Genomic DNA, 25,464 nt, shown 5'->3' with positions numbered 1-25,464 from the left:
ATGTTTGGTAAATTAAGTTGGGAAGCGGTCCCGTTCCACGAACCGATTGTGATGATTACCATCGCCATGATCGCGCTCGGCGGCTTGGCGGTGTTCGCTGCAATCACCTACTTCAAGAAGTGGACGTACTTGTGGACCGAGTGGCTGACGTCGGTCGACCACAAGAAAATCGGTGTGATGTACATCATCGTTGCCATGATCATGCTGCTGCGTGGTTTTGCCGACGCAATCATGATGCGTTCCCAGTTGGCCCTGGCCACCGAAGGTTCGCCTGGCTACCTGCCGCCTGAACACTATGACCAGATCTTCACCGCTCACGGTGTGATCATGATCATCTTCATGGCGATGCCATTCTTCACCGGCCTGATGAACCTTGCAGTGCCGCTGCAGATCGGCGCACGTGACGTTGCCTACCCGTTCCTGAACTCCCTGAGCTTCTGGCTGCTGGTGTCCGGCGTTGTGCTGGTGAACGTGTCCCTGGGTGTCGGCGAATTCGCCCGTACCGGTTGGGTTGCGTATCCACCGCTGTCGGAACTGGGCTACAGCCCGGGCGTTGGTGTTGACTACTACATCTGGGCACTGCAGTTATCAGGTCTGGGGACCACGCTGACGGGGGTCAACTTCCTAGCCACCGTGCTGAAAATGCGTACCCCGGGCATGAAGATCATGGACATGCCGATCTTCACCTGGACTTGCACCTGGGCCAACGTGCTGATCGTCGCTTCGTTCCCGATCCTGACCGCTACCCTGGCACTGCTGACGCTTGACCGTTACATGGATTTCCACATTTTCACCAATGAACTTGGTGGCAATCCAATGATGTACGTCAACCTGTTCTGGGCCTGGGGTCACCCCGAGGTTTACATCCTGATTTTGCCGGCGTTCGGGGTTTTCTCCGAAGTCATCTCGACCTTCTCCGGCAAGCGTCTGTTCGGCCACCACTCGATGATCTACGCCTCGGGCGCGATCTCGATCCTGGGCTTCATGGTCTGGCTGCACCACTTCTTCACCATGGGTTCGGGTGCCAGCGTCAACGCCTTCTTCGGGCTGGCGACGATGCTGATTTCGATCCCGACGGGGGTGAAGCTATTCAACTGGCTGTTCACTATTTATCGCGGACGTCTGCAGTTCACCAGCCAGGTTCTCTGGACCCTGGGCTTCATGGTGACCTTCGCCATCGGCGGCATGACCGGCGTATTGCTGGCCATCCCGGGTGCCGACTTCGTGTTGCACAACAGCCTGTTCGTGATCGCTCACTTCCACAACGTGATCATCGGCGGCGCGGTATTCGGCTACATCGCCGGTTTCGCTTTCTTCTTCCCTAAAGCGTTCGGCTTCAAGCTGCACGAAGGTTGGGGCAAGGCAGCGTTCTGGTTCTGGATCTCGGGCTTCTTCGTCGCGTTCATGCCGCTCTATGCACTGGGCTTCATGGGCATGACCCGTCGTCTGAACGCCACCACCAACCCTGAGTGGGTGCCTTACCTGCACGTTGCAATGTTCGGTGCAGTAATGATCGCGGTTGGTATTGCCTGCCAGTTGATCCAGCTGTACGTCAGCGTTCGTGACCGCAAGAAGCCGGAAAACATGTGCGAGCATGGCGATCCGTGGAATGCCCACACGCTGGAATGGTCGACTTCGTCGCCACCACCGTTCTACAACTTCGCGGTACTGCCAAAAGCACCAGGCATCGACCCGTTCACTGAAGCCAAGGAAAACGGTACCGCGTACCAGGTTCCGGCCAAGTACGAGCCGATCCACATGCCAAACAACACCGCGACTGGTGTGGTCATGGGTGCTCTGTTGACGGTGTTCGGTTTCGCAATGATCTGGCACATCTGGTGGCTGGCGATCTTCGGTCTGGTCGGCACTGTCGTGTACTTCGTGATCCACGCTGCACGTGATGATCAGGGCTATATGGTGCCGGTCGACGTGATCGAGCGCATCGAAGCCGAGCAGCACAAGCGTCTGGTAGCGGCCGGGAAAATCCCTGCTGGCGCCACCCGTGTTGAAACCTCGTTGGAACAGGCTTAAACCATGTCGAACTTAGTGACCAATGCTGGACACGCTCATGTCGATGAACATGGGCACGATGACCATCACCATGACTCGGGCGAGATGACCGTATTCGGTTTCTGGCTCTACCTGATGACCGACTGCATTCTGTTTGCGTCGATCTTCGCGGTGTACGCGGTACTGGTTAACAACGTAGCGGGTGGCCCGTCGGGCCACGACATCTTCGAGCTGCCCTACGTGCTGGGCGAAACCGCCTGCCTGTTGCTCAGCTCGATCACCTACGGCTTCGCCATGCTGGCGTTGTTCAAGGGCAACAAGAAAGCAGTGCTGGGCTGGTTGGCCATCACTTTCCTGTTCGGCCTGGGCTTCATCGGCATGGAGATCAACGAGTTCCACCTGCTGATCTCCGAAGGCTACGGCCCTAGCCGCAGCGGCTTCCTGTCCGGGTTCTTCACCCTGGTCGGCACCCACGGTCTGCACGTGACCAGCGGTCTGATCTGGATGGCGATCATGATGTATCAGGTCAACAAGCACGGCCTGACGTCGACCAACAAGACTCGCCTGAGCTGCCTGAGCCTGTTCTGGCACTTCCTGGACGTGGTCTGGATCTGCGTATTCACCGTTGTTTACCTGATGGGGACTCTGTAATGGCTAATGCACATTCCCACGATAGCCACGATGCCGGTCACGGCAGCGTCAAGTCGTACGCCATCGGCTTCATTCTGTCGGTAATCCTGACGATCATTCCGTTCGGCCTGGTGATGTACCCATCGCTGCCGAAAGTCTGGACGTTGTGGATCATCCTCGCCTTCGCAGTGATCCAGGTGCTGGTGCACCTGGTGTACTTCCTCCACCTGGACCGTTCCGCCGCCCAGCGTAACAACGTGATTGCGTTTGTTTTCGCGGCGATGGTGATTGTCCTGCTGGTTGGCTTGTCGCTGTGGATCATGTTCAGCATCCACACCGTCATGATGGCGCACTGAGGAAAGTCCGGATGTCCTTTAAGCACTTTATCCAAATCACCAAACCGGGGATCATTTTCGGTAACGTGCTTTCTGTGGCGGGCGGATTTTTCCTGGCCTCGAAAGGGCATGTCGATCTGGCCATCTTCCTGGCCGCGATGATCGGCACGTCCCTGGTAGTGGCTTCCGGTTGCGTGTTCAACAACTGCATCGACCGCGACATCGACCTGAAGATGGAACGCACCAAGAACCGGGTGCTGGTGCAGGGTTTGATTTCCCTGAAACTGGCCCTGTTGTTCGCGACCGTTTTGGGCATTGCCGGCGTTGTGTTGTTGTACAAGGTGGCTAACCCGTTGGCCGCGCTGTTTGCGGTGATCGGTTTTGTCATCTACGTCGGTTTCTACAGCCTGTACCTCAAGCGCAAGTCGGTTCACGGCACGCTGGTGGGCAGTCTGTCGGGCGCGATGCCGCCGGTGATCGGTTACGTTGCTGTGACCAACAGTTTCGACATGGCTGCGCTGACGTTGCTGGTGATGTTCAGTTTGTGGCAGATGCCGCACTCTTACGCGATCGCGATTTTCCGCTTCAATGATTATCTGGCGGCATCGATTCCGGTGTTGCCGGTGAAGCGCGGGATTCAGGTGGCGAAGAAGCACATTCTGTTGTACATCCTGGCGTTCCTGGTCGCGACGTTGATGTTGACGTTCAGCGGTTACGCCGGCATGAGTTACCTCGCGGTGGCCGCGGCCATGGGCATGTATTGGTTGTACATGGCCTGGACCGGTTACAAGGCAGTGGATGACACGGTGTGGGCACGCAAGTTGTTTGTGTTCTCGATTTTCACCATTACTGCGTTGAGTGTGATGATGTCGTTGGACTTTAAAGTGCCGAGTGAGTTGTTGCTGACTTACGCGCCTTAAGCGCCAGCCGCCGAATCAAAAACCCCGCCCTTCGAGAGGAGAGCGGGGTTTTTTATTGCCCGGATTCTGGTGTGCTGCTGCGATTCACTGTAGGAGCGAGCTTGCTCGCGATAGCTCCCTAACAGCCAACCTATTCCTCCCAGATGTACAAAGATCCAAATGTGGGAGTGAGCCTGCTCGCGATAGCTCCCTAACAGCCGATCTATTCTTGTCGGATGTACATATCCATTTCTGCGGTCACGGCGGCATAAGGTTTCGCTCTTACAGCGAGTCACTTTCGAGAAGCGCGAAAGTAACCAAAGCGCTCTTGCCCCTTTCGTTCGGTGCCTCGCCGTGGCTCGGCATGCCCTCGCTCCGGTCCTGCTCCGTGGGCCCGCCGCCATCGGCCATCCCTGGCCGGCGGCGGCTAACCCGGCATCCTTGCCGGGTTGCCCACTGCGCAGAACCTGCGCTCGGCCTCACGAGGGGGCGGGCACCGCCACAGCGCCGCGAGGCGGCCTGATAGCCGACCTGTCTCTCCCGGATCTGCGCAATCCCTGTAGGAGTGAGCCTGCTCGCGATAGCGTTTTCCCCGTCATCGGGAATACATCTGAAGGACGGTTCTGAAAATCGCTTGATCAGCGCAATTGTCATTGTCGTTGATCATCCACGCTCGGTAGATTTCTTTAAGGGTGGCGTTTGCTAATAGCCCTGACGTCATTTTTGATCGAGGGCTATCAAGTGCAATTATCAAAAAAATGCCTGACCGCAGCGTGCCTCCAAAGAGCTCTTTCACAAACCGATCTAACCGAACAAGCCTCCCCCGAACACGCCGTCCGACTCCTGATGCTCCAAATCCTCGACAGCCTGACCAAAAAGGGTTGGCCGCAGGCGCAATTGCAAACAGGGCCACGCATTGTCTCAGCCGAGGAAAACTATGGTTTGCTCGGTTATGACCCTTCAGAAGTCACCTTGGGTAGCGAGCACACTCGTTGGGTTGACGAAGATTCCCTGCTGCGTACGCAAACGACCAGTCAGATTCCTGCCGCGCTTCAGCGTGCGGCGAAGGGGCGGCAGCCGGGGGAGACGTTGTTGCTGGCCGCGCCGGGTATTACGTTTCGGCGGGATAGCCGTGACCGTTGGCATTGCGCAGAACCGCATCAGATGGACATCTGGGTGCTGGGGGATCCGCAGATTGCGACTCACGAGCATCTGTTGCGCCTGGTTGGCGATATCCTTCAAACCGCTGTGCCCGCAAAGGCCTGGGTCCATAGCGACAGCCCTCATCACTACACGGAGGGCGGTATTGAGGTGAATGTGTTGAATGACGGCCACCCGGTCGAAGTATTGGAATGTGGGCGGATTGCCGAGTCGCTGTTGCGACGGTTGCAGATTGATCCGGTGCGTCATGGTGGATTGGCGCTTGGGATGGGACTGGATCGTTTGACCATGTTGCACAAAGGCATCCCGGATATCCGCTTGTTGCGCGATCAGAATGTTCGGGTTCAGGCGCAAATGCACGACCTGAATCCGTGGCGTGAGGTGTCGCGGCTTCCTTCGATTGCGCGAGATATTTCGCTCGCGGTTACTCCTGGCTTGAGCGAGGAAGCGCTTACCGAAAAGATGCTGCTGGCGGCTGGCGATTGCGGAGGATGGATTGAGGAGATGCAGGTCAAGGGGCGTTGGGCATTCTCGGATTTGCCCGCGCAAGCGATTGATCGTCTCGGTTTACTGTCGGGGCAGGAGAATGTATTGCTCAGGGTGGTGTTGCGTGATTGCTCGAGATCAATCACTACGGCGGAAGCCAATGCCTTGTACGCGGATATTCAGGCGGCTTTGCACGAGGGCGCGCCCGGTGCAGGTTACCGAATGGACGCTTCCAAAGTCTGAAGTGTTGGCGAGTCACGGTGTTCCTGCAGGTTGTCAGCCCTCATCCAACAACCGAAAAAACCGCTCCCGCACCTCAGGATCATCACTGTGCGCCACATTAAATCGCATGAACTCACTCGCATCCGCCGCTTTGCTCAGCAACGTTCCCGGCGCCAACGCGACGTCTTTTTCCAGGCCTTTCCTCGCCAGCGTCTCGGCATCCATGCCACTGGGTAAACGAGTCCAGATGAACAGACCTTCGCCCGGTAACGATGAAACCGAACACCCGGCCTCGACCAGCCAGCGGGCCACGCGGCTGCTCGATTCGTAGAGCCGATCGACCGTGCGCCGCGTGTGTTTGGCGTAGCTGCCGTTGCTGAGCAGGGCGCAGGTGATTTGCTCGGCGAATTCCGAGGTTACGCCGCCGCAGGCCATTTTCAGGGTGATCAGGCGGGCCGCCAGTTGCGGCGAGAGCACCGCGTAGCTGACGCGGCTGTTGGCGGTCAGGGTTTTCGAGAAACCGGACACGTAGCTGACGTTGTCCAGGCCGCTGGCGGCGAGGCGCGGGGTGCGGCGTTGTTGCAGGTCGCCGTACAAATCGTCTTCTACTATATGGAAGCCGTGGCGGTGGCTCAGCTCCAGCAAGCGGTAGGCCTGGGCCGGGGAGAACGAATGGCCGGTCGGGTTGTGCAGCGTGCTGTTGGTCAGGTAGAGCACCGGTTTGTGCGCGATGACTTGTTGCTCGAAGGCGTCCATGTCGATGCCGTCGCACTGGCGGGCAATGGTCACGACTTTGGCGCCGTGCAGCGCGAGGTTGGTGTGCATGTTGAAGTAACACGGATCGTCGAGCAGCACTGTGTCGCCGGGTTTGAGCAGCAGGCGCATCAGCAGGTCGATGGCCTGCATGGTGTTGGCGGTGGTGATGATTTGCTCGACCGGCACCTCGATGCCGAAGGTCGCCAGTTTTACCCGCAACGCCTGGCGCAGCGGCAGGTAGCCGCCGGTGACGCCGTATTCGCCCATGCGCAGGGCCGAAGCGCGCAGCGTGCCGCGCACCGCTTTCAGCAGGTCCTCGGCGGGGAGCCAGGAGGAGGGCAGAAATCCGCAGCCGGGGCGCAGCGCGCCGTTGTCCAGCAACACCGCGCGGCGCACCACGCTGAGCGTGTCCTGAGGTTGCAAGTCCGGCGCGGCGGCGCTCGGCAGCGTGGTTCTGGAGCGGTGCACGTAATGTCCCGAACCCTGGCGGGACACCACCAGGCCTTTGGCGCGCAAGTGGTCGAGGGCGTCGACCACCGTCGATTTGCCCACATTCAACAGCTCGGCGAGTTCGCGGATCGGCGGCAGTTTGGCGCCGTGTGGCAGGCCTCCCTGGCTGATGGCGTTCGACAGCTGATCGACGATCTGCTGCACCAGCGGCACGCCCGGCTGGAGCTCGATGGCGGCGATCACGGCGCGTTGAGCCTGCATTTTACTGGTATCCCTGGCAGTAAAGTTCGCTGGATTCTATACCAACTTGCTCTGCTCAACGCGGCCGACTGTAACTACTCTCGGCGGTTAGTTTTGTGCGTTATTGATCTGGAAGGTTCAGCAAATGAATAAGCCAATTACCCGTGATGAACGTTTTATCGATCTGGCCAAGGAACATGGCTTCGACATCTACGACGAAAACACTGCCGGTGGGCATTACTCTCTGATCTTGCAACATGGCGATGAACTGTATGTCAGCGGCCTGGTTCCGCGAATGAACGGCAAAATCCAATACCCCGGCCGCGTAGGACTGGAACTTAACCTGGCGGACGCCCAAGCCGCGGCGGGCATCAGTGCCATTCGCGCATTGGCGCTGATCATGGACGCGGTCGGTTCACTGGATAAGATCAAGTCGCTGATTCGCCTCACCGTGCATGTCAAATCCACCTTTGACTTTATCGACCTCAGTGAAGTAGCCAACGGCGCTTCGGATATCTTTACCCATGTTCTGGGCGATGCCGGTAAACATACGCGCACCACAGTCGGTGTTTACCAGTTACCGAAAAACGCCCCGGTAGAAGTGGATATGATCGTCGCTTTACAGCCGTAGCCAGCGTCGTTCAAACGCTTCTGCAAAACCTCGCTTTCAAAAGAACTGCGGGGTTTTCTGATTGAGGGTCGTGGTCAAAGTCGGCTTGGGCTAATCTGTCGAAAATGAGATTTAACCGATGGGTTAAAAGCCGGAGTTAAGTGGAATGACTGAGCAGATGACGTGCGATGAACGCTTTATCGCACTGGCCAGGGAACTCGATTACGACATCAACAGTGAGAGCAACACCGGTTGGCATTTCGAACCATTGGTTCGGCATGACGATGAACTGTACGTCAGCGGTCTGGTGCCGCGTAAACACGGCAAGGTTCAGTATCCCGGCAGAGTAGGGCTGGAACTGACGCTGGCCGATGCGCAACTCGCCGCCAGCATCAGCGCCATGCGCGGCTTGGCGTTGATCGTCGACACCATTGGCTCGCTGGACAAGATCAAATCGTTGTTGCGCATTAACGTCTACATCAAATCGACCGCCGACTTCGCCGAACTGGGTGAAGTGGCCAACGGTGCATCAGACGTGTTCAGGCATGTATTGGGGGATGCCGGCAAACATACCCGCACCACCATTGGCGTTTATCAACTGCCGAACAACGCTGCTGTAGAAATGGACATGATCGTCGCGTTACGCCCCGCGTCGATGTAACCCTCGTCTGCCAGATCAATCGTCTGACAACAAAAAGCCCCGCACGGAAACTCAGTGCGGGGCTTTTGCTGTTGGCAGTATCAGCCAGGCAGATTATTGCGCGGCGATGCTGTAACCGTCGAACGCGGTTTGCTGTTGCAGCGCGGTGATGATGTTCTTGCGATTGACCGCTAGTTCGGTGCCGGCATTGTCGAGGAAAGTTTCGCTTTGCAGTTCCGCTTCGTCACCTTCGCCGACAAACGTGAAACCGAGGAACTCCAGCGCTTCACGGTCAATGTTCAAACGCGAGCGCGGCGTGCGCAGCGGCAACGTAACGTTCACGCCATCCTTGCTGATGGTGAACACTTCAACTTCTTTCTTCGCGCGGGCAACTTTGCTCTTGCCGCTGCTCGGGTTGCTGATGGCTTGATGGGTCTGGTTCAGCACTTTCAGGGCCAAGCCGTAAACGATTTCCTGGAACGCCGGGTCATCCTTGAAGCTCGACAGGATGCGGCTGATCGGGAACTTGCTGCTCAAGTCTTCGAGGGCGGCAATGTCGGACGCCTCGGCATCTTTCAGTTGCTTGAGTTCGCCCATCAGTTCGTAGGCTTTATCGTCATCGAAGCTGTCGTGCGCCTGGCGAATGGCGGCGCGCAGTTCGCGGATCTGGTCGCTTTCGCGGGTCGACTGGAACGCGTCCAGGACCATCTCGCTGATGGTTTTGGCCTGAGGCACGTGCTGTGAAAGATTGATGGAGTTTTCGTATTCCGCTTTGGACAACAAGGTGACTACGGATTCAGCGGTGTTGGAATCGGACATTGAAATTTCACTACTTCTTTTAACTTGAATTGAGGCGAAAAAGCGCCAGGCCTTTTCCGGCCGCCTAATCTATTGGACCGGCGCGGCGTTGTCACGACCCAACGGGCGAGCGGGGCAAAAACTGCGGTCATCTGCAACCTGTGGGCACAGCCTCACTCCTGCCAGTCACGCCGAAATCACATTTTTGCCCATGACTTTCGAGCGATACAGCGCCTGATCCGCCCGCGCCAGCAGCCCGGTTTGCTGCTCCTCGTCAAAACGCTGGACCACGCCGAAACTCATGGTCACCTGAAAGTCGCCCACCGGCGGCAGGTCGGTCAGGCCATGGCGGACTTGCTCGGCGAGTGCGCGAGCGTCGGCCAGTGCCGTGTTGGGCAGAATCATGATGAATTCGTCGCCGCCCCAACGCGCCAGCAAGTCGCCGTCGCGCAGCTGTTTTTTCAGGCACTCGACCACTTGCACCAACGCCGCATCGCCGAGCGCGTGGCCATAGTGGTCGTTGATGATCTTGAAATCGTCGATGTCCATGGCGATCAGCGCCAGCGGTTGGCGGAAGCGCTGGGCACGGTCGCATTCCTGGGGCAGGGCTTTCTCCAGGCGATAGCGGTTGGCAATTGCCGTCAGGGCATCGGTTTCGGCGAGTTTGCGGTTTTCTTCGAGCTGGGTTTGCAGCTGTTGATTGACGCGAGACAGCTCCCGGGTGCGCTCTTCGACCAGTGCTTCGAGCGAGTGATTGCGCCGCTCCAGTTCTTCGAGCAGGCGTTTTTTGTCTTCAATGCTGCGGTGCGCGCCGATCATCCGCGCCACCGAACCATCGGCATTGCGCGCCAGAATGAAGCCGCGGTCTTCGATCCAGATGTACGAACCATCCTGCTTGCGGCAACGATATTCCGCCTGATAACCGCCAGCGCGCTGAGCGAGATAGGCATCGAACGCTGCCATGACCCGCGAATAATCGTCGGGATGTATCACCGACTCCCAGGTCAGCACGGTGTTCTCCAGCGAGTGCGGCGAATAACCGAGCATCTCGTACCAGCCGGGATTGCGGTAAACGAAACCGGTGTTGGCGTTCCAGTCCCAGATACCGTCGCTGATCAGTTCCATAATCGCGTGCAGCATGCCTTCGTTGAAGTCCGACAGATTGAACTTCAACGCTTCGAGATTCGATGCTTCGCCCATCTCCACTCTCCTTGCCGCCCTGAACCAATGTGCCCCGCCCGTCGAGCAGATTAGTCCAAGGCAGCTTGGCGCGGCTAGTGGGTTGGCGACATATGAAGAGACGAGCTGTGCTTACTCAACTGTGCTTATTCAACTGTGCTCACGCAACCCGTCCAGCCTTGCGCTTCGCCCGCCAATGCCGAACCAGCCCAATCACTACCGCCAGCGCCAGAACCCCGAGCGCAATCGGCAAGCGATAAGGTTTCAGATTGCCCAGCAGCGTCTCAAGCGCTTCGCCGGCAAAGTAGCCGGCGCTGGCGAAGACGGTCGCCCAGACCGCCGCGCCCAGCGCATTGAGCAGTGCAAAGCGCAGCGGCGAGAGACCGCTGGCGCCGATGACTACCGGGCCGATCAAGCGCATGCCATACAAAAACCGCACAGCGAACACCGAGATCGACGGGTAGCGTTTGATCAGCTCGGTCACGCGGTCGATGCTTGCCTGTTTGCGTTTCAGCCGTGGCATCAGCCGCGCGCCGAAACGCCGGCCGGCCCAGTACAGCAGTTGATCGCCGAGCATGCCGCCGAGGCCGGCCCAGGCAATCACCGGCCACAGTTGCAGCAAGTGTTGATGCGCGGCCATGCCGGCCAGAATCAGGATGGTTTCGCCTTCCAGCAAACAACCGAAAAACACCGCCCAGTAACCATATGTGCTGAGCAGGTAGTTGAAATCTATGTGTTCAAACAAAGCCGAATCCTTGGTGTACGGGCAATCAAATTCCACTGTCGGGTTCAGTGGCGTTAATGAATGCTCTGATGTCGGCGCTATCGCTCAGTTCAAGTTTCGAACGCGCGGATCGGCAATTACTCAGGCGCAACCATGCGCGTGCGCGGCGAACCGTCGGCGTTGTGCTGATAGATCTCGCGTGGTTGGCCCTTTTCGTTGAACAGCACCTGACCAATGCCTGCCGAGTTCCACAACCGCTCACCGGCCTCGGCATGCTCCGGCGTATGCGGGACGATGCGCATCAGTCGGCGTTTGGTAAACCAGTTCAGCGGCGAGCGCGGTGAATAGAGCCAGCGGTTGAGGCGGTCGAACCATTCCAGCAGCGCTGGCGGGAATTCGTTTTTGATCCCGCTGCTGGTGATCTGCCAAATCCGCGGACCGCCCTTGCGGTGTCGGATAAGTACCTCGTAGACGAAGGAATAGTGCACGTCGCCTGACAGCACCACGTAGTTACCCGGCGTGCGCGAGTGGCGAAAAATGTTCAGGATCACCTGCGCTGCGCCGCGATGCGCCATCCAGTTTTCCGCGTCGACCAACAGCGGAAAACCGCACCAACTGAATACCCGTTGCACGGCTTCGATCAGCTTGACGCCGAAGATCGGTGCCGGTGAAACGATGATCGCCGACGGGTGATCGAGCAATTCCTGCTGCAACTCGCTCAAGGCCTCCCAGTCGAGCAAACCCGACGGTTGCTTGAGGGTCATCTCGCTGCGCCAGCGGCGGGTGCGGGTGTCGAGCACCACCAGCGCCGGCGAGGTCGGCAGCACGTAATGCCAGTTCTGAAAACTCAGCAAATCATCGATCAAGGCGTCTTGCAGCGGGCTGTCGAGGTAGCGCTGGGTGGCGCTCAACTGCCGGGTTTTCGTCAGTATTTCGCCGAACACATCCGGGTTATTGCCCCAGCCCTGACACACCATGTAAGCCAGCAGCGCGTTTCCGATGATGCGTTTGGAGAACGGATGGCCGTAGGCCGTTTCCTCCCATTGCGCAGAAAGATTCCAGTCATCGGTGACATCGTGATCGTCGAAAATCATCAGGCTCGGCAAGTGCGCCAGCGCCCGGCCGACGTTGCCCAGACCGGATTTGAAGGCGTCGATGCGCGTTTGCTCCAGCGCATAACGCTTGCCTCGTTCAGGCGTCAGCGTCGGCGGTTTCGGGTCGATCAGCGTCCATGCCGTCGGCGACCACACCAGCAAATACATGGCCATGACTTCGGCGAACGTCACCAGATGATTGTCGGCGCTGCTGCTGGTGAAAATCGGCTTACGCGATCCGCCGAAAAATCGCTCACGCAATGTCTCGTTGCTCTCAAGCGCCGGTAACAAATCCGCACGATGGTAATAACTGGCGACATGTTCGTAGAGCGCGGCGCTGTCGCTGACCACGGCACCGTCGAGGTATTCGTCGAACAAACCCAGGCGTTTGATCAACGCGTGAATCGCCCGCAAAGTCGGCCCGGCAACGTCGTCGGCGTAGACCTGATCGCCGCTCATCATCAACAGCGCCGGGCGCTCGCTCGGTTCATGCGGCGCCGCCAACAGGCGATCAACACACAGCAAACCATCCGCCGCCGGGTGATGCGGTTTGCGGCAGGAGCCGTGAAGGATCTGGTCGATCCGCGCGCGCAGGACAAAATTCGCGCATCGCGCTTCGCCGTACAACAAGTGCGGCGCCCACTCGGCGATGCCAACGCCATCGATCAACAGGTCGTACTCGATCAACGTGTCGCAGGGCAGGGCGCTGTCCAGCCGCACATCAATCAAATGCACAAACGCCTGCGTGCCAACCGGGATCAGCGTGCAGTGCTCGTCGCCCAACTCGATATCGCCGACACCTTGCAGGCGCAAGGTCAGCGTCAACGCACGCGAGCCCACCAGCCACAGCACCAGCCGCGACGGCTCCAGGCGCCGCAATAAGGGGCCGGCGAGCACGGGTGGCAATGATTGATCGGCAGCGGGCATTGGCAGTGGCGAAGACATGGACGTCCGGGTTCTGGCTACGGAGAAGCGCCGGATAATAGCGCAGCGGATGTCAATGAATTGCAATCGCCGCCGGTCCTCAGGTTATGGCCGCGATTGGTTGTCCGCGCGCATCACTTCGGCGTCGCCATTGGCCACCAACCAGCGAAACACATCGCTCACCGACACCGTGTGGCTGCGCTCGATCCAGCGCACCAGCGCCGGGCCGTAGTGTTCGGTGTAGCGGCTGAGCACCAGTTGCCGGCAGTCGTCGGACAGGCGCAGGGTGATTTCGCGGCAGTGCAGGTTGGCGGCGTCGGGGCGGCTGAGGCGTTGGTGCAGGACCAGGCCAGTGCGTTCAGAAACCATCGGCGGGTGCTCCTTTGCATGCGGTTTTAGTGGCGTTGGGCGAACCTTGTTTGCCGTCGATTACGTAAGCGGCGCGGCGCTCGGCGACGACGTTGCGTAACGCGCTGTAATAATCCGGCAGTTGTTGCAGGCTGTCGGTGAGCGGCAAGGCTTGCGCGCGACCGTCGACGATGCCGCCAACGGTATTGATCGTCGACAGCGTGTCGACGGTGTCGCTGTTGTCGCCAAACGGGTCGACCACAAAGCTCAGCACCCGGCCCGCAGCGTCGCGACTGTTGGAAGTGCCGAGCAGCGGCAGTTCGATGATCGGGCCGTTGCCGATGCCCCACACGCCGAAAGTCTGGCCGAAATCGGCGTCGTGGCGCGGGATGCCCACCTTGCCCGAAACGTCGATCAGACCGACCACGCCCACCGTGGTGTTGAGCACAAAGCGCCCGAGCGTGTTGACCGAGCGCAGCGGGTTGCCTTGCAGCAAATCATTGATGAAGACTTTCGGTTCGCCGAAGTTTTCCACGAAGTTATGCACGCCGGTCTGGAAAAAATCCGGCAAGTAACGGTAGCCGCGAGCCACCGGCGCCAGCGCGTAATCGTCGACCACCCGGTTGAACGCGAAGACCCCACGGTTGAGCGGTTCGGCCGGGTCGTACACCGAATAACCGATTTCAGCGCAACTGACATCGGGTTCTGCCGGTGGCGTTGTGCTGCAACCGGCCAGACCGGCGGCGAGCACGGCAATCGAGGTGGTGCGGACAAACCAGGGAGCACGCTTCAAAGGCAACATGGGGCAAGTCTCGGGAGGAATTAGCGGCGATCCTGAGCCCCGAGCCTTGCGCAAAGATGTCCGGTTTATTGCCGCCCTGACGCTTTATTTCACAATTGAAATATATGACGCGCTGCCATGAATGGTTTTAGATGGCGCTTCCATTCGGCCAGCCAAGTGACCTGCGGTGAACAGCCTTTTAATCGTCGACGATGACCTTGAGGTCCTCGATCTGCTGAAAAAATTCTTCGTGCAGCACGGCTATCGCGTCGAGGTCGCCACCGACGGCGCGTCGCTGTGGCCGGCGATCGAACGGCAGGCGCCGGACCTGATCATTCTCGACGTGATGTTGCCGGGCGACAGCGGGCTGATCCTCTGCCAGCAACTGCGAATTCGCCACAGCTTCCCGATCATCATGCTCACCGCCATGGGCGAACTCAGCGACCGCGTGGTCGGCCTGGAACTCGGCGCCGACGATTACCTGACCAAGCCCTTCGACGCTCGCGAACTGCTGGCCCGCGTGCGAGCCGTGCTGCGCCGCGTCGACGAGCGCCGGCCGGTATTGCAGGAACGTCCGCGACCGCTGATCGATTTCGCCGATTGGCACCTCGACGTCACGCGCCGGGAATTGCGCTCGCCGGACAACGTGATGATTCCGCTGTCGGCCGGCGAGTTTGATTTGCTGTTGGTATTTGTCGAACACCCGCAACGCATCCTCACGCGCGAGCAATTGCTCGATCTGGCGCGCGGGCACAGCCACGAGGCGTTTGATCGCAGCATCGACGTTCAGGTCAGCCGGCTGCGGCGCAAACTCGAATCCGACACCAAACGCCCGGCAATGATTCGCACGGTGCGCAACGGCGGTTACCTGTTCACGCCCAGCGTGACGCGGCGATGAACTGGCTGAAGCGGGTCAGCGCAAAAGGCTGGCCGCAAGACACCGTGGCGCGCTGGATCGCCCTGACGATCATCCTCGCGATGCTGATTTCGCTGGCGCTGAATGCGCTGTTTATCCAAGTGGCCGGGGTTTGGGCGCGGCCGTCGCTGACCGAAATCGGCTTGCTGGAAAAAGCCGCCGCGATTGCTCGGGTGATCGAAGCGGCGCCGGCACCGCTGCGCAACCAATTGGCGCAAGCGGCCAGCGAGAACGGCTTCCATGTCAGTTGGCACAAGGATCGGCGCGAGCTCAATCTGCCGGCGGCGGAAGACCCGATTTCGGACCTCGGCTCGACGATCCTGCAACCGCTGCTGCAATTTCCCAGCCGCCGCATCGAAGCCTACGAACCGAGCGACTGGGCGGACGCCGACATCCAGAACCGCGCCGACGCGCGCTACGCGTTACTGATCGAACTGCCGGACAGTTCGTGGCTGATGTTTTCGCCGCCGTCGCGCAGTTGGGGCCTCGATGAAACACCGCGTTACCTTATTGTCATCCTGCTGGTGCTGATCTCCACCGCGCTGGTCGCGCTGATCGCCACCCGGCGTCTCGCCACGCCGCTGCAGCGTTTTGCCGAAGGCGCGCGACGCTTTGGTGTGGACTTCCGCGCACCGCCAATCGAGCCGCTCGGCCCGCATGAAATCCGTCAGGCGATCCTCGCTTTCAACGCGATGCAGGCGCAGTTGCAGCACTTCATTCGCGACCGCACGCAAATGCTCGCGGCGATTTCCCACGACCTGCGCGCGCCGCTGACGCGCATGCGCTTGCGTGGCGAGTTCATAGAGGACCGTGAGCAGCAGCAACGCCTGTTTCGCGATGTCGATGAGATGCAGGCAATGATCAATTCGGCGCTGGAGTTCTTTCGCGACGATGCGCGGCTGGAGCCCGCCACCCAATTTGATCTGGCGGAACTGCTGCACACCTTGCTCGACGATTACCGCGATCAGCGCCTCGACATCGGCTTCAGCGGTCCGGCGCGGCTGGTGTATTTCGGTCGACCGCTGGGGCTGAAACGAGTGCTGACCAACTTGCTCGACAACGCGATCAAGTACGCCAGCGAGCCATCGATCGAGCTGATGCAAAGCGCTGAAGAAGTGCGGATCACCATTCTCGACCGAGGCCCGGGGATCGCCGAGGCCAGTCTGGAGCAGGTGTTCGTGCCGTTCTTTCGACTGGAAGGTTCGCGCAACAAAAGCACTGGCGGCGTCGGTCTGGGATTGTCAGCGGCGCGGGCGATTGTGCTGGAGCACGGTGGCGAGTTGACCCTGCGCAACCGGCCGAAAGGTGGGTTGAAGGCATTGGTGGTGCTGCCGATTTATCCCGCCGGGCCGGGGCCGCAGGGGAATTAAGTAGCCTTTTGTGTTTTGTCCGTTATCGTGACGGGAAATTTAGCTGCGGTCGGCATTTGCTTGCTCGGCAGTTGTGGCGAATACGGTCGAAATTCATTGAGGAGCGTCAACGTGATCTGGTTTCTCGAAGGTCAATCCAGCCAGCGCGATATTCTCATCGGCGCGCGCGAAGCACTGCCGGCAGACGTGAAGATTTTTGCTTCGCATCGTCGGGATCGTCCGGAAATCACCGGCCAGGCCGATGTCAGTTTTCAAGAGCCGCTGGACAGCGAAGAACGCATTGAATGGGTGATTGCCACCGCGCTTGAGCACGGGATCAAGGTGATCGTCGCCGGACACAACGGCAGCGTCTACGAAGCGGCGCGTGAGCGTTTCGTGGCGGCCGGTTTGCAATTGGTGACTGGTGGCCTGTCCATCGACACCTTCGAAAACGTCGATGACAAGAGCCGTTTCACCGCCGAGGCCGAGCGCGCTGGATTGCCGTGCATTCCTGCGGTGACCGTCAACAACGCCGAGCAATTGGCCGCCGCTTATGAGTTGCTGGCCGCGCAAGGCGAGGTGTGCATCAAACCGGTGGTGGGCATTTACGGGCAAGGTTTCTGGCGGTTCAAGGCTGATGTCGATCCGTTCCGTTGCCTGGAAAACCCCGACGCGCGGGAAATCGATTTCGCCACTTACCTGAGCATTTACAAGTGCGGTGTAGAACCGGCGCCGATGTTGGTCATGCCTTATCTGTCCGGCGCCGAATGCTCGGTGGACATGGTTTGCGAAGCGGGCAAAGCGGTTGCGTTTGTTGGTCGCCGCAAGAAGGGTTATCACCAGACCTTCGAGCGCGACTCGGCGGCGGTGCAACTTGCGCTCAAAGCAGCCGCGCATTTCAAGTGCGACGGCTTGGTCAACGTGCAGACCCGCGACGATCAGGATGGCATCCCGCACCTGTTGGAAATCAACCCGCGATACTCCGGCGGCATTGGTTACACGCGGGCTACCGGGATAAACCTGGCGGGGATTTTCGCCGCTCGTCGGCTCGGTTTCGCCGAACCCGCGAGCCAGTGGGTCGACAACGTTCGGGTCAAGCCCATCACTGTTGCCGTGGTTGCGCCTTCCTGATATTACAAAGCCACTTATAGAGTTAATGCTTTCTCAGTTAAATGCTTTCTCAGTTAATGCTTAGCCAGTGAATGATTGCTGCTGTCTTGGCATAATTGCCCGCCATCGATCAAGGAAGGACAGGATGAAGGCGCTAACGCCTGGAGCGAACGCAGCGATTTCGGGCGTTAAATGTGCATGGACGCTGGAGTGCAGCAACGCGACTGCCTTCGGCGAATACGCAGCTGTCGCGTTGCTGCCGGTCACCGAGAAACGTCTGCCGACCGGTGATCCGGCGTTGTTTCAAGTCACTCAACAATGGATGGAATGGAGCGGCACGCCGTCGTCCATTGGCTGTTCGCTGGATTTGTCGAAGCTGCCGGGTGGCAGCGAGCGCTTGCTGGTGGTGGTTTATACCTTTGCCGCCGCCGGGCCGGTCAGCGATCTGAAAGACTTGCGTCTGCAAGTCGACAATCAAGTCGAACTGTCGCTGGATCTGCAAAGCAATGGCGAGTCGGCCATCGTTATTGGCGAGTTCTACAGCCGCAACGATCAGTGGAAATTCCGCGCGCTGGCCGAAGGTTCGGCTTACGGCCTGGCTGCCATGGGCCGGCGGATGGGCATCACGATTGATGACGCGCATCCCACGCGCCGGCCCTATTCCGGTGATTCACCTCGAAACCGCACCGCCGCCTCGGGCACCGGATTTGTCGTCTCGCCGGGCCACGTGATGACCTGCGCGCATGTCATCGAAGACATGCAGGAATTGCACATTGCCTCGTTCTCCGGCCGTTACCGCGCGGAAGTGGTGGTGGTCGATCAGCGCAACGACATGGCGTTGCTGCGCATTCAGGATTGTCCGCCGCTGACGCCTGTGGTGTTCAAGGACGCCGTCGGTTGTGCGCTGGGCGAGCCGGTAATCGCTCTGGGTTTTCCGATGGCAGGGCTGGCCGGCGGCGGTGTGCACGTGACGCAGGGCGGGGTGTCGGGGTTGTTCGGTTTGCACAATGATGCCAGCCTGCTGCAGTTCACCGCGGCCATTCAGCCGGGGTCCAGTGGCAGTCCACTGTTCGATTCCAGCGGCGCGGTCATCGGCATGGTCACGTCGTCGCTGCCGGACGCGCAAAACATGAACTTCGCGGTGAAAGCCGGGTTGTTATTGGCGTTTCTCGATGCCTGCCACGTCTCGCCACCCAAATCTCCAACCATTCGAGTAATCTCGAACGCCGAAATGGCGCGTGAAGCGCAATCGTCACTCTGGCGGATCGAAGCCCGAAATCCGTAGAGGCAACCTGCTTTACCACTAGTGAAGGGTTGTCAGTTCACTACTCGCCTCTTTTAGGAATGTTGCACATGGAATCCGCAGTAGAAAAAACCTCGACCACCCGACTCAGCGCCCAGCTCAAACGCGGGTTGATGGAAGTCGACGTCGATGAATCGGTGATCGAACCCCATTCGTTGTTCGGGTTCGCCGAACGCCGCAACCCCAAGCGTGCGTTTCTGTTTGTCTCGCGCGTGCTGGGCCGGCACATTCCGGTGCGCCCATCGGTGATGCAGGCCAGCTACGAAAGCCTCGCGGCGAAGATCCCCGCCGACTTGCCCGGCCCGGTGCTGGTGATCGGCATGGCCGAAACGGCCGTCGGCCTCGGTGCCGGCGTGCATCGCGCCTTCGCCAAGACACGTCCCGATACCATTTATATGGTCAGCACCCGGCATCCGGTCGGAACCGAGTTGTTTACCCGTTTCGAAGAAGAGCACAGTCACGCCAGTGCGCACTTGATTCATCAGCCGACTGACTTGGCAATCCGGGAAATGATGCTGACCGCGCGCTCGCTGGTGCTGGTTGACGATGAAGCCTCGACCGGCAAGACGTTCATCAATTTGCACCGTGCGCTGATCGATGCCGGTTTGAGCAAGATTGAGCGGGTCGTCACCTGCGTGCTCACCGACTGGTCCCGTGGCGCCGTGCGTAATCTGCTCGGCGAAACGGCAACTCAGGTGTCGATGCTGCAGGGCGCTTATCGGTTTCACGAGGATGTAGAGGCGCCGCTGCCGGAAATGCCGGATGTCGGCGCAGTGGCGGTGGGCGAATGGCCGCTGGATCCGCGTAAGGACTGGGGACGTCTGGGTGTGCGCCACGTCGAAGACACGTTGGCCCCGGATATGCAGGTCAAACCCGGCGAGCGGGTGATGGTCATCGGCACCAGCGAGTTTGTCTGGCGCCCGTTTCTGCTGGCCGAACGGCTTGAACGAGCGGGGGCTGACGTGCATTTCAGTTCCACCAGCCGTTCGCCGATTGCCTTGGGCCATGAGATCGGGCACGCGTTGTCGTTCTCCGACAACTACGGTTTGGGTATTCCGAATTTTCTTTACAACGTGCGTCCAGGGCAGTTCGACCGAGTGTTGATCTGCACCGAAACGCCGGCGCAAGCGGTTGCACAATCGCTGATAGATGCGCTGAACGCAGAGGTAATTGTCGATGAGCAATAAGCGTCCCCTGATACTCATCGATCTCGATGACACCTTGTTCCAGACCGCGCGCAAGATGCCGCAAGGCGCCGAACGCCACACCGCGACGCTGGACGTCGACGGTCAGCCGAATGGCTACATGAGCGCGGTGCAGAAGAGTTTTGTCGAATGGCTGCTGGTCTCGGCGGATGTGGTGCCGGTCACCGCGCGCAGCGTCGAAGCCTACAGCCGCGTGCAATTACCGTTCACCGCAGGCGCCGTTTGCTCCCACGGCGGGGTGATTTTGCAGGCCGACGGTTCGCTGGATCGTGATTGGCACGGACAGATGACTGAGGCCTTGGCCGCGTATCAAACACGTCTTCCGGCGTTGAGCGCAGCGACACTGGCGATTGGCGAAGAGATGGGTTTTTCCCTGCGCGGCTGGGTCGTGGAAGAGCAGGGCCTGTTGAATTATGTGGTCACCAAACACAACGAATCCGACGACAGCGTGTTGCACAAAGTCCTCGCCGAAGTGCAGTCCCGTGGCTTGCTGGATGACATGCATATCCACGGCAACGGCAACAATCTCGCGTTCCTGCCGAATGGTTTGTCCAAGCGCCTGGCGGTCCAGGAGCTGCTGCGCCGTGATCGCATCAGCAACGGCGAGCGCCCGGTGCTCGGCTTTGGCGACAGCGTCACCGACCTCGGTTTCATGAGCGAATGCAATTTCTGGGCGACACCGGCCAACAGCCAGTTGGCCAAAGTCGTGGAGACAATGATTAATGGTTAATGCCTTTGCCCATCTGACCACCGTAGGCAGTGGCAGTTACGCGCCGGACGACGTGCACTTTCTGCTGCAACCCGTCGAAATCGAAGTGACGGACGTTGAAGAGAAAGAGCGCCTGATCCAGACGCAGCAGAAGCATTATTCGGAAATGATCAGCCTGGAATCGGCGCCAACCGAGGTGCATAAAAGCCTTTATCAGCGCGCGATGTCGCAGAACGCGGCGCGGATGGCGCGTGATGTTCAGGCGTTGGCGCTGGCGCTGGATCAGGCTTATAGCGGGCCGTCGATTGCGCTGGTGTCGTTCGTGCGGGCCGGGTTGCCGCTGGGCGTGTTGCTGCGCCGGGCGCTGCTGGATCTGGGGCGCGACGCGCACCATTACGGCATCAGCATCGTGCGTGATCGCGGCATCGACATGGTTGCCCTCGAAGCGGTGATTCAGGCCCACGGCGCGGAAAACATCGTGTTCGTCGACGGCTGGACCGGCAAGGGCGCCATCTCCGGCGAAATCCAGCGCAGCCTCAAGGGCGACGAGCGTTTCCCCGAGCAGCCACGCCTTGTGGTGCTCGCCGACCCGTGCGGGCGCGCCTGGCTGGCGGCTTCCGCAGAAGATTGGGTGATTCCGTCGGGGATTCTCGGCGCGACCGTGTCGGGGCTGGTTTCACGCTCGATCTGGCCGGCCAACGGTGGCCTGCACGGTTGCGTGGTCTACGATCACTTGCACGAACACGATGTCACGCGCGATTTCATCGAGCAGATTGAGGCCGTGCGTCAGGCGCAGGTACCGGTTGCGGCCGCCGCGCCGTGGACCGACGCGCAGCGCAGCGAGCTGCAAGCCTCGGCGCTGAGCGTCATCGATGCAATTGCCGCCCAGTGGGGTATCAGCAATTTGAACCGAGTGAAGCCGGGCATTGCCGAAGCTACACGGGCGGTGCTGCGCCGGGTGCCGGATCATGTTCTGGTGCGCGATCGCAACGACCCGGACGTTCAGTTGCTGATGCACCTGACCGAACGGGCCAACGTCACCGTTGAAGAGATGGGCGCGGCATTGGGCCCCTACCGTGCAGTGACCGTCATCCGGAGTTTGAGCTGATGAAAACACTTTCGCCCTACGCACTCGGCGCCACGCTCTACATGCCGGCAACCCGCGAGGACATCCTCGACGTGGTCCTGCACAAAAAACTCCCGGAACTGCGCTCGATGGTCGTGTGCCTGGAAGACGCGGTCGCCGAAATCGACGTCGAGACCGCGCTGGGCAACCTGCATAAGTTGCTGCTGTCCATCGATCAGCAGGGCGGCCGCACCGAAGACGGCCCGATGTTGTTTGTGCGCCCGCGCGACTCGCAGATGGCTGCGGTGCTCAACGACTGGCCGTTAATGGTGCATGTCGACGGTTTTGTCCTGCCGAAGCTGAGCATGTCCAACCTGCGTTCGTGGGAACTGGCGGTGACCAACCCCGATATTTTCCTGATGCCGACCCTGGAAACCCGCGAGGTGTTCAACCCGGTGGCGATGGTCGAACTGGGCGCGGCACTCAAGCAGAACCTAGATTCGCGCATTATTGCGCTGCGCATCGGCGGCAATGACTTGCTCGGTTGCCTGGGCCTGCGCCGCAATCCGGCGACCACGCTGTACAGCACGCCGATGGGTTACGTGATCCAGATGCTGGCCGGGGTCATGGGCTCGCAGGGCTTTTCGCTGACTGCGCCAGTGTTTGAGCGCTTGGCGACGCCGCACCTGCTGATGGAAGAATTGGACCTCGATATTGCCCATGGTCTGGTCGGCAAAACGGCGATTCATCCGAGCCAGATCAGCACGATTCAGGACAGCTTGCGCGTGAGTCTCGAAGATTTAAATTGTGCCAAATTAATGCTGAATGAAGTCGCGCCCGCGGTCTTCAATCACAATGACACGATGTGCGAACCAGCAACTCACTACAAATGGGCGACCAATATCCTTGAACGGGCCAAATGGCACGGCGTCAAGCAAGCGGAGCCGAGCCAAACCGATCAATCCATTCGTCTGGCGGAGGCGGGCCGATGACCCAGGAAATGCTAGAAATGGGCCCTGCCGGGGCCAAGGTACTGTCAGTCTTCGACTTCGATGGCACATTGACTCGGCATGACAGCTTTGTCCCATTCTTGAAATTTGCTTTTGGCAAAGTCGAATTTGCCAAGCGCTTGCCGCGCCTTGCGGGGCCGGGCGTGCGCTACCTGACGCGACGTTTGTCGCGCGATGAACTCAAGGCCCGGCTGATCGCCGCGTTCCTGACCGACACCAAGGAAGAGTGGGTGCGGCACAAGGCTGCCGAATTCTGCGGCCAGCACTGGACGCGCCTGATGCGTCCGGCCGGTCTGACCTCCGTGGCCGAAGAACGCCAGGCCGGCAGCGAGGTCACGCTGTGTTCGGCCTCGCCGGCACTGGTGCTCAAACCATTTGCCGATCGCCTCAATATCAAACTGATTGCCACTGAACTGGAAGTCGTCGATGGACGCCTGACCGGGCGCATTTCCGGCGACAACTGCCGCTGCGAAGCCAAAGTGCTGCGTCTTGAAGCGGTTTACGGCGATCTCACGCAATACCGTTTGCGCGCCTGGGGCGACACCCGAGGTGACCACGAACTGCTGGCCGCCGCGCAAGACGCGCATTACCGACATTTCCATCCCGCATGGCGTCGTGGACGCTTTCGGTTAACCAAAGCTGTGACGAGATCCACCGGCAATGCGCCGTTGACCCCTCGCGCGGCGGCGGACAGCAACGAAAAACCCCAGCAATTGACGACCAACAAGGAGCGTACCGATGGCCCTAACTCTGACTAAAAACCAATCAATCTCCCTGGAAAAAACCGCTGGCGGTGGCCTCACGGCGATCACGCTTGGCCTCGGCTGGGATCCGGAGAAAGCCGGGTTCATGGGCCGTTTGATGGGTAACAGTGGTGAAGTCGACCTCGATGCTTCGTGCATTCTGTTTGATGCCGACCTCAAGCCTGTGGATTTGGTGTGGTTCCGTCAACTGACCTCCCGTGATGGCTCGATCCAGCACTCCGGCGACAACCGTACCGGCGAAGGCGATGGCGACGATGAAACTATCACCGTTGACCTGCAGCGCCTGCCGGCCACCGTCACTTCGCTGGTGTTCACCGTCAACAGCTTCACTGGCCAGAACTTCGAGAAGATCGCCAACGCTTACTGCCGCATTCTGAACGCGAGCAACAAGACTGAACTGGCGCGCTTCAACCTCTCCGAAAAAGGTCGCCACACTGGCGTGGTCATGGCCAGCCTGGTGCGTGGCAACGGCGGCTGGGACTTCAAGGCCATTGGCCAGGTGACCAACGGCCGTACCGCTGACGATCTGGTCAATCTGGCCGTTCAGGCGGTGCGTGCATGACGACTCTGGTTCCTGGCGGCAACGCGCCGGTAGCCACCGGCCAGGTACGGGTCGAGATCAATTACTCGGCGATCCCGGGCGCTGATATCGACGTATCTGCCTTCGTCCTCAACGCCGCGGGCAAAGTCCGTGGCGACACCGACATGTGCTTCTACGGCCAGACCAACGTGCTGGGCGGAACCGTGCAGATGACCGAGTCGTCTGCCGGTCGCGCCGTGTTCACGCTGGACCTGTCGCGTCTGGACGCGGTGGTTGAAAAAGTGGCGCTGACCGCGACCATCTACGAAAACAAAGCCAGTTTTGACCGTGTATCGCAATTGGCGCTGAGCGTCACTGGCGGTATCGACGCGCAAATTCCTACCAGCGGCATGAAAGAAACCGCGCTGATTCTCGGCGAATTCTACCGTCGTCAGGGTGAGTGGAAATTCCGCTGCGTCGCCCAGGGTTTTGCCGGTGGCCTCGAGCCGTTGGCCAAGCACTTCGGCGTCGAAGTCGCCGCGCCGGCTCCTGCTCCTGCTCCGGCCCCGGTCGCTGCGCCTGCGCCAGTGGCGACACCTGCCGCACCGGCTGCCGTGAAATCGTCGGTCAGCCTGAGCAAAATCACCCTCGACAAGACTCGCTCTTCGATCAGCCTGGAGAAAACCGCTGCAGGCTTCGGCGAAATCAAGGTCAACCTCAACTGGAACAAAGGCAAGGGCGGCGGGTTCTTCTCGCGCAACACCTCGATTGACCTCGACGTCGGTTGCCTTTACGAGTTGCAGGACGGCACCAAAGGCGTGGTCCAGGCGTTGGGCAACTGTTTCGGCGAGCTGGATTACGCGCCGTACATTCAATTGAAGGGCGACGACCGCACCGGCGCGGTCAGCGATGGCGAGTGGCTGCACATCAACGGTCGTCACTGGAGTGAAGTCCGCCGAGTGCTGGTGTTTGCCTTTATTTATGAAGGCGCCCCGAACTGGCGCGAGACCGATGGCGTGGTAACAATATATGTTCCGGGCCAGCCGCCGATCGAAGTTCGCTTGAACGAAGAAGGCGGGCGCCTCGGCATGTGTGCCATCGCGCTGTTGGAAAACGAGGCGGGTGGCGTAAAAGTCAGTCGACGGATCGATTTCCACAAAGGTCATTCGGTCATGGACAAGGCTTACGGTTGGGGCATGCGCTGGGCGGCGGGTTCCAAGTAATT

25 protein-coding genes are annotated in these 25,464 nt (G+C 59.7%); 18 read left to right on the top strand and 7 right to left on the bottom strand.

Annotated elements, in window-relative coordinates; translation table 11 throughout:
* From cyoB to FBY12_RS22425, 5 genes are all read left to right on the top strand, one after another.
* Positions 1-2,031: a cytochrome o ubiquinol oxidase subunit I gene (cyoB, locus tag FBY12_RS22450; protein WP_092278248.1), complete on the top strand. Its 2,031-nt coding sequence runs from the start codon at positions 1-3 to the stop codon at positions 2,029-2,031.
* A 3-nt stretch (positions 2,032-2,034) separates the two neighbouring features.
* Positions 2,035-2,661: a cytochrome o ubiquinol oxidase subunit III gene (locus FBY12_RS22445; RefSeq protein WP_092278250.1), complete on the top strand. Its 627-nt coding sequence runs from the start codon at positions 2,035-2,037 to the stop codon at positions 2,659-2,661.
* The gene (gene cyoD, locus FBY12_RS22440; RefSeq protein WP_092278252.1) at positions 2,661-2,996 is read left to right on the top strand and encodes a cytochrome o ubiquinol oxidase subunit IV; all 336 of its coding nucleotides are present in this window, start codon (positions 2,661-2,663) and stop codon (positions 2,994-2,996) included. The genes FBY12_RS22445 and cyoD overlap by 1 nt, the downstream gene beginning before the upstream one ends.
* Positions 2,997-3,007: 11 nt before the next feature.
* Complete coding sequence (cyoE, locus tag FBY12_RS22435; protein WP_121733276.1) at positions 3,008-3,895, top strand: heme o synthase; 888 nt, start codon at positions 3,008-3,010, stop codon at positions 3,893-3,895.
* Positions 3,896-4,615: 720 nt separating this feature from the next.
* On the top strand, positions 4,616-5,764 hold the full coding sequence (locus tag FBY12_RS22425; protein ID WP_145256225.1) for a hypothetical protein: 1,149 nt from the start codon (positions 4,616-4,618) through the stop codon (positions 5,762-5,764).
* A 33-nt stretch (positions 5,765-5,797) separates the two neighbouring features.
* Here the strand turns inward: FBY12_RS22425 and FBY12_RS22420 are convergent, their stop codons facing one another.
* Complete coding sequence (locus tag FBY12_RS22420) at positions 5,798-7,210, bottom strand: PLP-dependent aminotransferase family protein (protein WP_145256022.1); 1,413 nt, start codon at positions 7,208-7,210, stop codon at positions 5,798-5,800.
* Positions 7,211-7,334: 124 nt separating this feature from the next.
* Here FBY12_RS22420 and FBY12_RS22415 point away from each other — a divergent pair, with 124 nt between their 5' ends.
* Both FBY12_RS22415 and FBY12_RS22410 read left to right on the top strand, forming a co-directional pair.
* Positions 7,335-7,820, top strand: a complete 486-nt coding sequence (locus FBY12_RS22415) for a RidA family protein (protein WP_145256019.1) — start codon at positions 7,335-7,337, stop codon at positions 7,818-7,820.
* Positions 7,821-7,965: 145 nt separating this feature from the next.
* Positions 7,966-8,460, top strand: coding sequence for a RidA family protein (locus FBY12_RS22410; protein WP_145256016.1), 495 nt, complete (start codon positions 7,966-7,968; stop codon positions 8,458-8,460).
* Positions 8,461-8,553: 93 nt separating this feature from the next.
* Here the strand turns inward: FBY12_RS22410 and FBY12_RS22405 are convergent, their stop codons facing one another.
* The 6 genes from FBY12_RS22405 to FBY12_RS22380 form a co-directional block, all read right to left on the bottom strand.
* Entirely contained in the window at positions 8,554-9,258 is a 705-nt protein-coding gene (locus FBY12_RS22405) for a hypothetical protein (protein ID WP_145256013.1), read from the bottom strand.
* A 165-nt stretch (positions 9,259-9,423) separates the two neighbouring features.
* Positions 9,424-10,437 carry a sensor domain-containing diguanylate cyclase gene (locus FBY12_RS22400; RefSeq protein ID WP_145256010.1) on the bottom strand — a complete coding sequence of 338 codons (1,014 nt, stop codon included), beginning with the start codon at positions 10,435-10,437 and terminating at the stop codon, positions 9,424-9,426.
* A gap of 139 nt (positions 10,438-10,576) precedes the next feature.
* Positions 10,577-11,161, bottom strand: a complete 585-nt coding sequence (locus tag FBY12_RS22395) for a DedA family protein (RefSeq protein WP_145256007.1) — start codon at positions 11,159-11,161, stop codon at positions 10,577-10,579.
* A gap of 116 nt (positions 11,162-11,277) precedes the next feature.
* Positions 11,278-13,179: an alkaline phosphatase D family protein gene (locus tag FBY12_RS22390; RefSeq protein WP_145256005.1), complete on the bottom strand. Its 1,902-nt coding sequence runs from the start codon at positions 13,177-13,179 to the stop codon at positions 11,278-11,280.
* A gap of 84 nt (positions 13,180-13,263) precedes the next feature.
* A complete protein-coding gene (locus tag FBY12_RS22385) occupies positions 13,264-13,527 on the bottom strand; it encodes a hypothetical protein (protein ID WP_121733269.1) in 264 nt (87 codons plus the stop codon).
* Positions 13,517-14,308 (bottom strand): VacJ family lipoprotein, encoded by a 792-nt coding sequence (locus FBY12_RS22380; protein WP_145256003.1) that lies wholly within the window; start codon positions 14,306-14,308, stop codon positions 13,517-13,519. Before FBY12_RS22380 ends, FBY12_RS22385 begins: the two co-directional genes overlap by 11 nt.
* A 166-nt stretch (positions 14,309-14,474) precedes the next feature.
* Between FBY12_RS22380 and FBY12_RS22375 the strand changes: the two genes are divergently transcribed.
* From FBY12_RS22375 to FBY12_RS22325, 11 genes are all read left to right on the top strand, one after another.
* Entirely contained in the window at positions 14,475-15,185 is a 711-nt protein-coding gene (locus FBY12_RS22375; RefSeq protein WP_121733267.1) for a response regulator, read from the top strand.
* Positions 15,182-16,573 carry an ATP-binding protein gene (locus FBY12_RS22370; protein WP_145256000.1) on the top strand — a complete coding sequence of 464 codons (1,392 nt, stop codon included), beginning with the start codon at positions 15,182-15,184 and terminating at the stop codon, positions 16,571-16,573. Before FBY12_RS22375 ends, FBY12_RS22370 begins: the two co-directional genes overlap by 4 nt.
* Before the next feature lie 111 nt (positions 16,574-16,684).
* Entirely contained in the window at positions 16,685-17,683 is a 999-nt protein-coding gene (locus FBY12_RS22365; RefSeq protein WP_145255997.1) for an ATP-grasp domain-containing protein, read from the top strand.
* 124 nt (positions 17,684-17,807) lie between these two features.
* Positions 17,808-18,947 carry a trypsin-like peptidase domain-containing protein gene (locus FBY12_RS22360; RefSeq protein WP_145255994.1) on the top strand — a complete coding sequence of 380 codons (1,140 nt, stop codon included), beginning with the start codon at positions 17,808-17,810 and terminating at the stop codon, positions 18,945-18,947.
* Between the two features lie 68 nt (positions 18,948-19,015).
* Positions 19,016-20,152, top strand: coding sequence for a phosphoribosyltransferase domain-containing protein (locus FBY12_RS22355; protein WP_145255989.1), 1,137 nt, complete (start codon positions 19,016-19,018; stop codon positions 20,150-20,152).
* Positions 20,142-20,900: a trehalose phosphatase gene (locus tag FBY12_RS22350; RefSeq protein WP_145255987.1), complete on the top strand. Its 759-nt coding sequence runs from the start codon at positions 20,142-20,144 to the stop codon at positions 20,898-20,900. Before FBY12_RS22355 ends, FBY12_RS22350 begins: the two co-directional genes overlap by 11 nt.
* Positions 20,893-21,987, top strand: a complete 1,095-nt coding sequence (locus tag FBY12_RS22345; protein WP_145255984.1) for a cysteine protease StiP family protein — start codon at positions 20,893-20,895, stop codon at positions 21,985-21,987. The genes FBY12_RS22350 and FBY12_RS22345 overlap by 8 nt, the downstream gene beginning before the upstream one ends.
* Positions 21,987-22,937, top strand: a complete 951-nt coding sequence (locus tag FBY12_RS22340; protein WP_121733260.1) for an HpcH/HpaI aldolase/citrate lyase family protein — start codon at positions 21,987-21,989, stop codon at positions 22,935-22,937. Before FBY12_RS22345 ends, FBY12_RS22340 begins: the two co-directional genes overlap by 1 nt.
* Complete coding sequence (locus FBY12_RS22335; protein ID WP_121733259.1) at positions 22,934-23,713, top strand: HAD-IB family hydrolase; 780 nt, start codon at positions 22,934-22,936, stop codon at positions 23,711-23,713. The genes FBY12_RS22340 and FBY12_RS22335 overlap by 4 nt, the downstream gene beginning before the upstream one ends.
* The gene (locus tag FBY12_RS22330; RefSeq protein ID WP_092278353.1) at positions 23,694-24,281 is read left to right on the top strand and encodes a TerD family protein; all 588 of its coding nucleotides are present in this window, start codon (positions 23,694-23,696) and stop codon (positions 24,279-24,281) included. Before FBY12_RS22335 ends, FBY12_RS22330 begins: the two co-directional genes overlap by 20 nt.
* A complete protein-coding gene (locus tag FBY12_RS22325; protein ID WP_145255981.1) occupies positions 24,278-25,462 on the top strand; it encodes a TerD family protein in 1,185 nt (394 codons plus the stop codon). Before FBY12_RS22330 ends, FBY12_RS22325 begins: the two co-directional genes overlap by 4 nt.
* Positions 25,463-25,464: the final 2 nt, after the last annotated feature.

The organism is Pseudomonas sp. SJZ131, assembly GCF_007828705.1.
Lineage (GTDB): Bacteria > Pseudomonadota > Gammaproteobacteria > Pseudomonadales > Pseudomonadaceae > Aquipseudomonas > Aquipseudomonas prosekii.
This window is presented reverse-complemented; position numbering and strand designations above follow the sequence as displayed.

Coding starts and splice junctions, on each gene's coding strand:
- cyoB (WP_092278248.1), top strand. CDS start 1: ATGTTTGGTAAATTAAGTTGGGAAGCGGTCCCGTTCCACGAACCGATT.
- FBY12_RS22445 (WP_092278250.1), top strand. CDS start 2,035: ATGTCGAACTTAGTGACCAATGCTGGACACGCTCATGTCGATGAACAT.
- cyoD (WP_092278252.1), top strand. CDS start 2,661: ATGGCTAATGCACATTCCCACGATAGCCACGATGCCGGTCACGGCAGC.
- cyoE (WP_121733276.1), top strand. CDS start 3,008: ATGTCCTTTAAGCACTTTATCCAAATCACCAAACCGGGGATCATTTTC.
- FBY12_RS22420 (WP_145256022.1), bottom strand. CDS start 7,210: ATGCAGGCTCAACGCGCCGTGATCGCCGCCATCGAGCTCCAGCCGGGC.
- FBY12_RS22415 (WP_145256019.1), top strand. CDS start 7,335: ATGAATAAGCCAATTACCCGTGATGAACGTTTTATCGATCTGGCCAAG.
- FBY12_RS22410 (WP_145256016.1), top strand. CDS start 7,966: ATGACTGAGCAGATGACGTGCGATGAACGCTTTATCGCACTGGCCAGG.
- FBY12_RS22405 (WP_145256013.1), bottom strand. CDS start 9,258: ATGTCCGATTCCAACACCGCTGAATCCGTAGTCACCTTGTTGTCCAAA.
- FBY12_RS22400 (WP_145256010.1), bottom strand. CDS start 10,437: ATGGGCGAAGCATCGAATCTCGAAGCGTTGAAGTTCAATCTGTCGGAC.
- FBY12_RS22390 (WP_145256005.1), bottom strand. CDS start 13,179: ATGTCTTCGCCACTGCCAATGCCCGCTGCCGATCAATCATTGCCACCC.
- FBY12_RS22385 (WP_121733269.1), bottom strand. CDS start 13,527: ATGGTTTCTGAACGCACTGGCCTGGTCCTGCACCAACGCCTCAGCCGC.
- FBY12_RS22380 (WP_145256003.1), bottom strand. CDS start 14,308: ATGTTGCCTTTGAAGCGTGCTCCCTGGTTTGTCCGCACCACCTCGATT.
- FBY12_RS22370 (WP_145256000.1), top strand. CDS start 15,182: ATGAACTGGCTGAAGCGGGTCAGCGCAAAAGGCTGGCCGCAAGACACC.
- FBY12_RS22360 (WP_145255994.1), top strand. CDS start 17,808: ATGAAGGCGCTAACGCCTGGAGCGAACGCAGCGATTTCGGGCGTTAAA.
- FBY12_RS22355 (WP_145255989.1), top strand. CDS start 19,016: ATGGAATCCGCAGTAGAAAAAACCTCGACCACCCGACTCAGCGCCCAG.
- FBY12_RS22350 (WP_145255987.1), top strand. CDS start 20,142: ATGAGCAATAAGCGTCCCCTGATACTCATCGATCTCGATGACACCTTG.
- FBY12_RS22345 (WP_145255984.1), top strand. CDS start 20,893: ATGGTTAATGCCTTTGCCCATCTGACCACCGTAGGCAGTGGCAGTTAC.
- FBY12_RS22340 (WP_121733260.1), top strand. CDS start 21,987: ATGAAAACACTTTCGCCCTACGCACTCGGCGCCACGCTCTACATGCCG.
- FBY12_RS22335 (WP_121733259.1), top strand. CDS start 22,934: ATGACCCAGGAAATGCTAGAAATGGGCCCTGCCGGGGCCAAGGTACTG.
- FBY12_RS22330 (WP_092278353.1), top strand. CDS start 23,694: ATGGCCCTAACTCTGACTAAAAACCAATCAATCTCCCTGGAAAAAACC.
- FBY12_RS22325 (WP_145255981.1), top strand. CDS start 24,278: ATGACGACTCTGGTTCCTGGCGGCAACGCGCCGGTAGCCACCGGCCAG.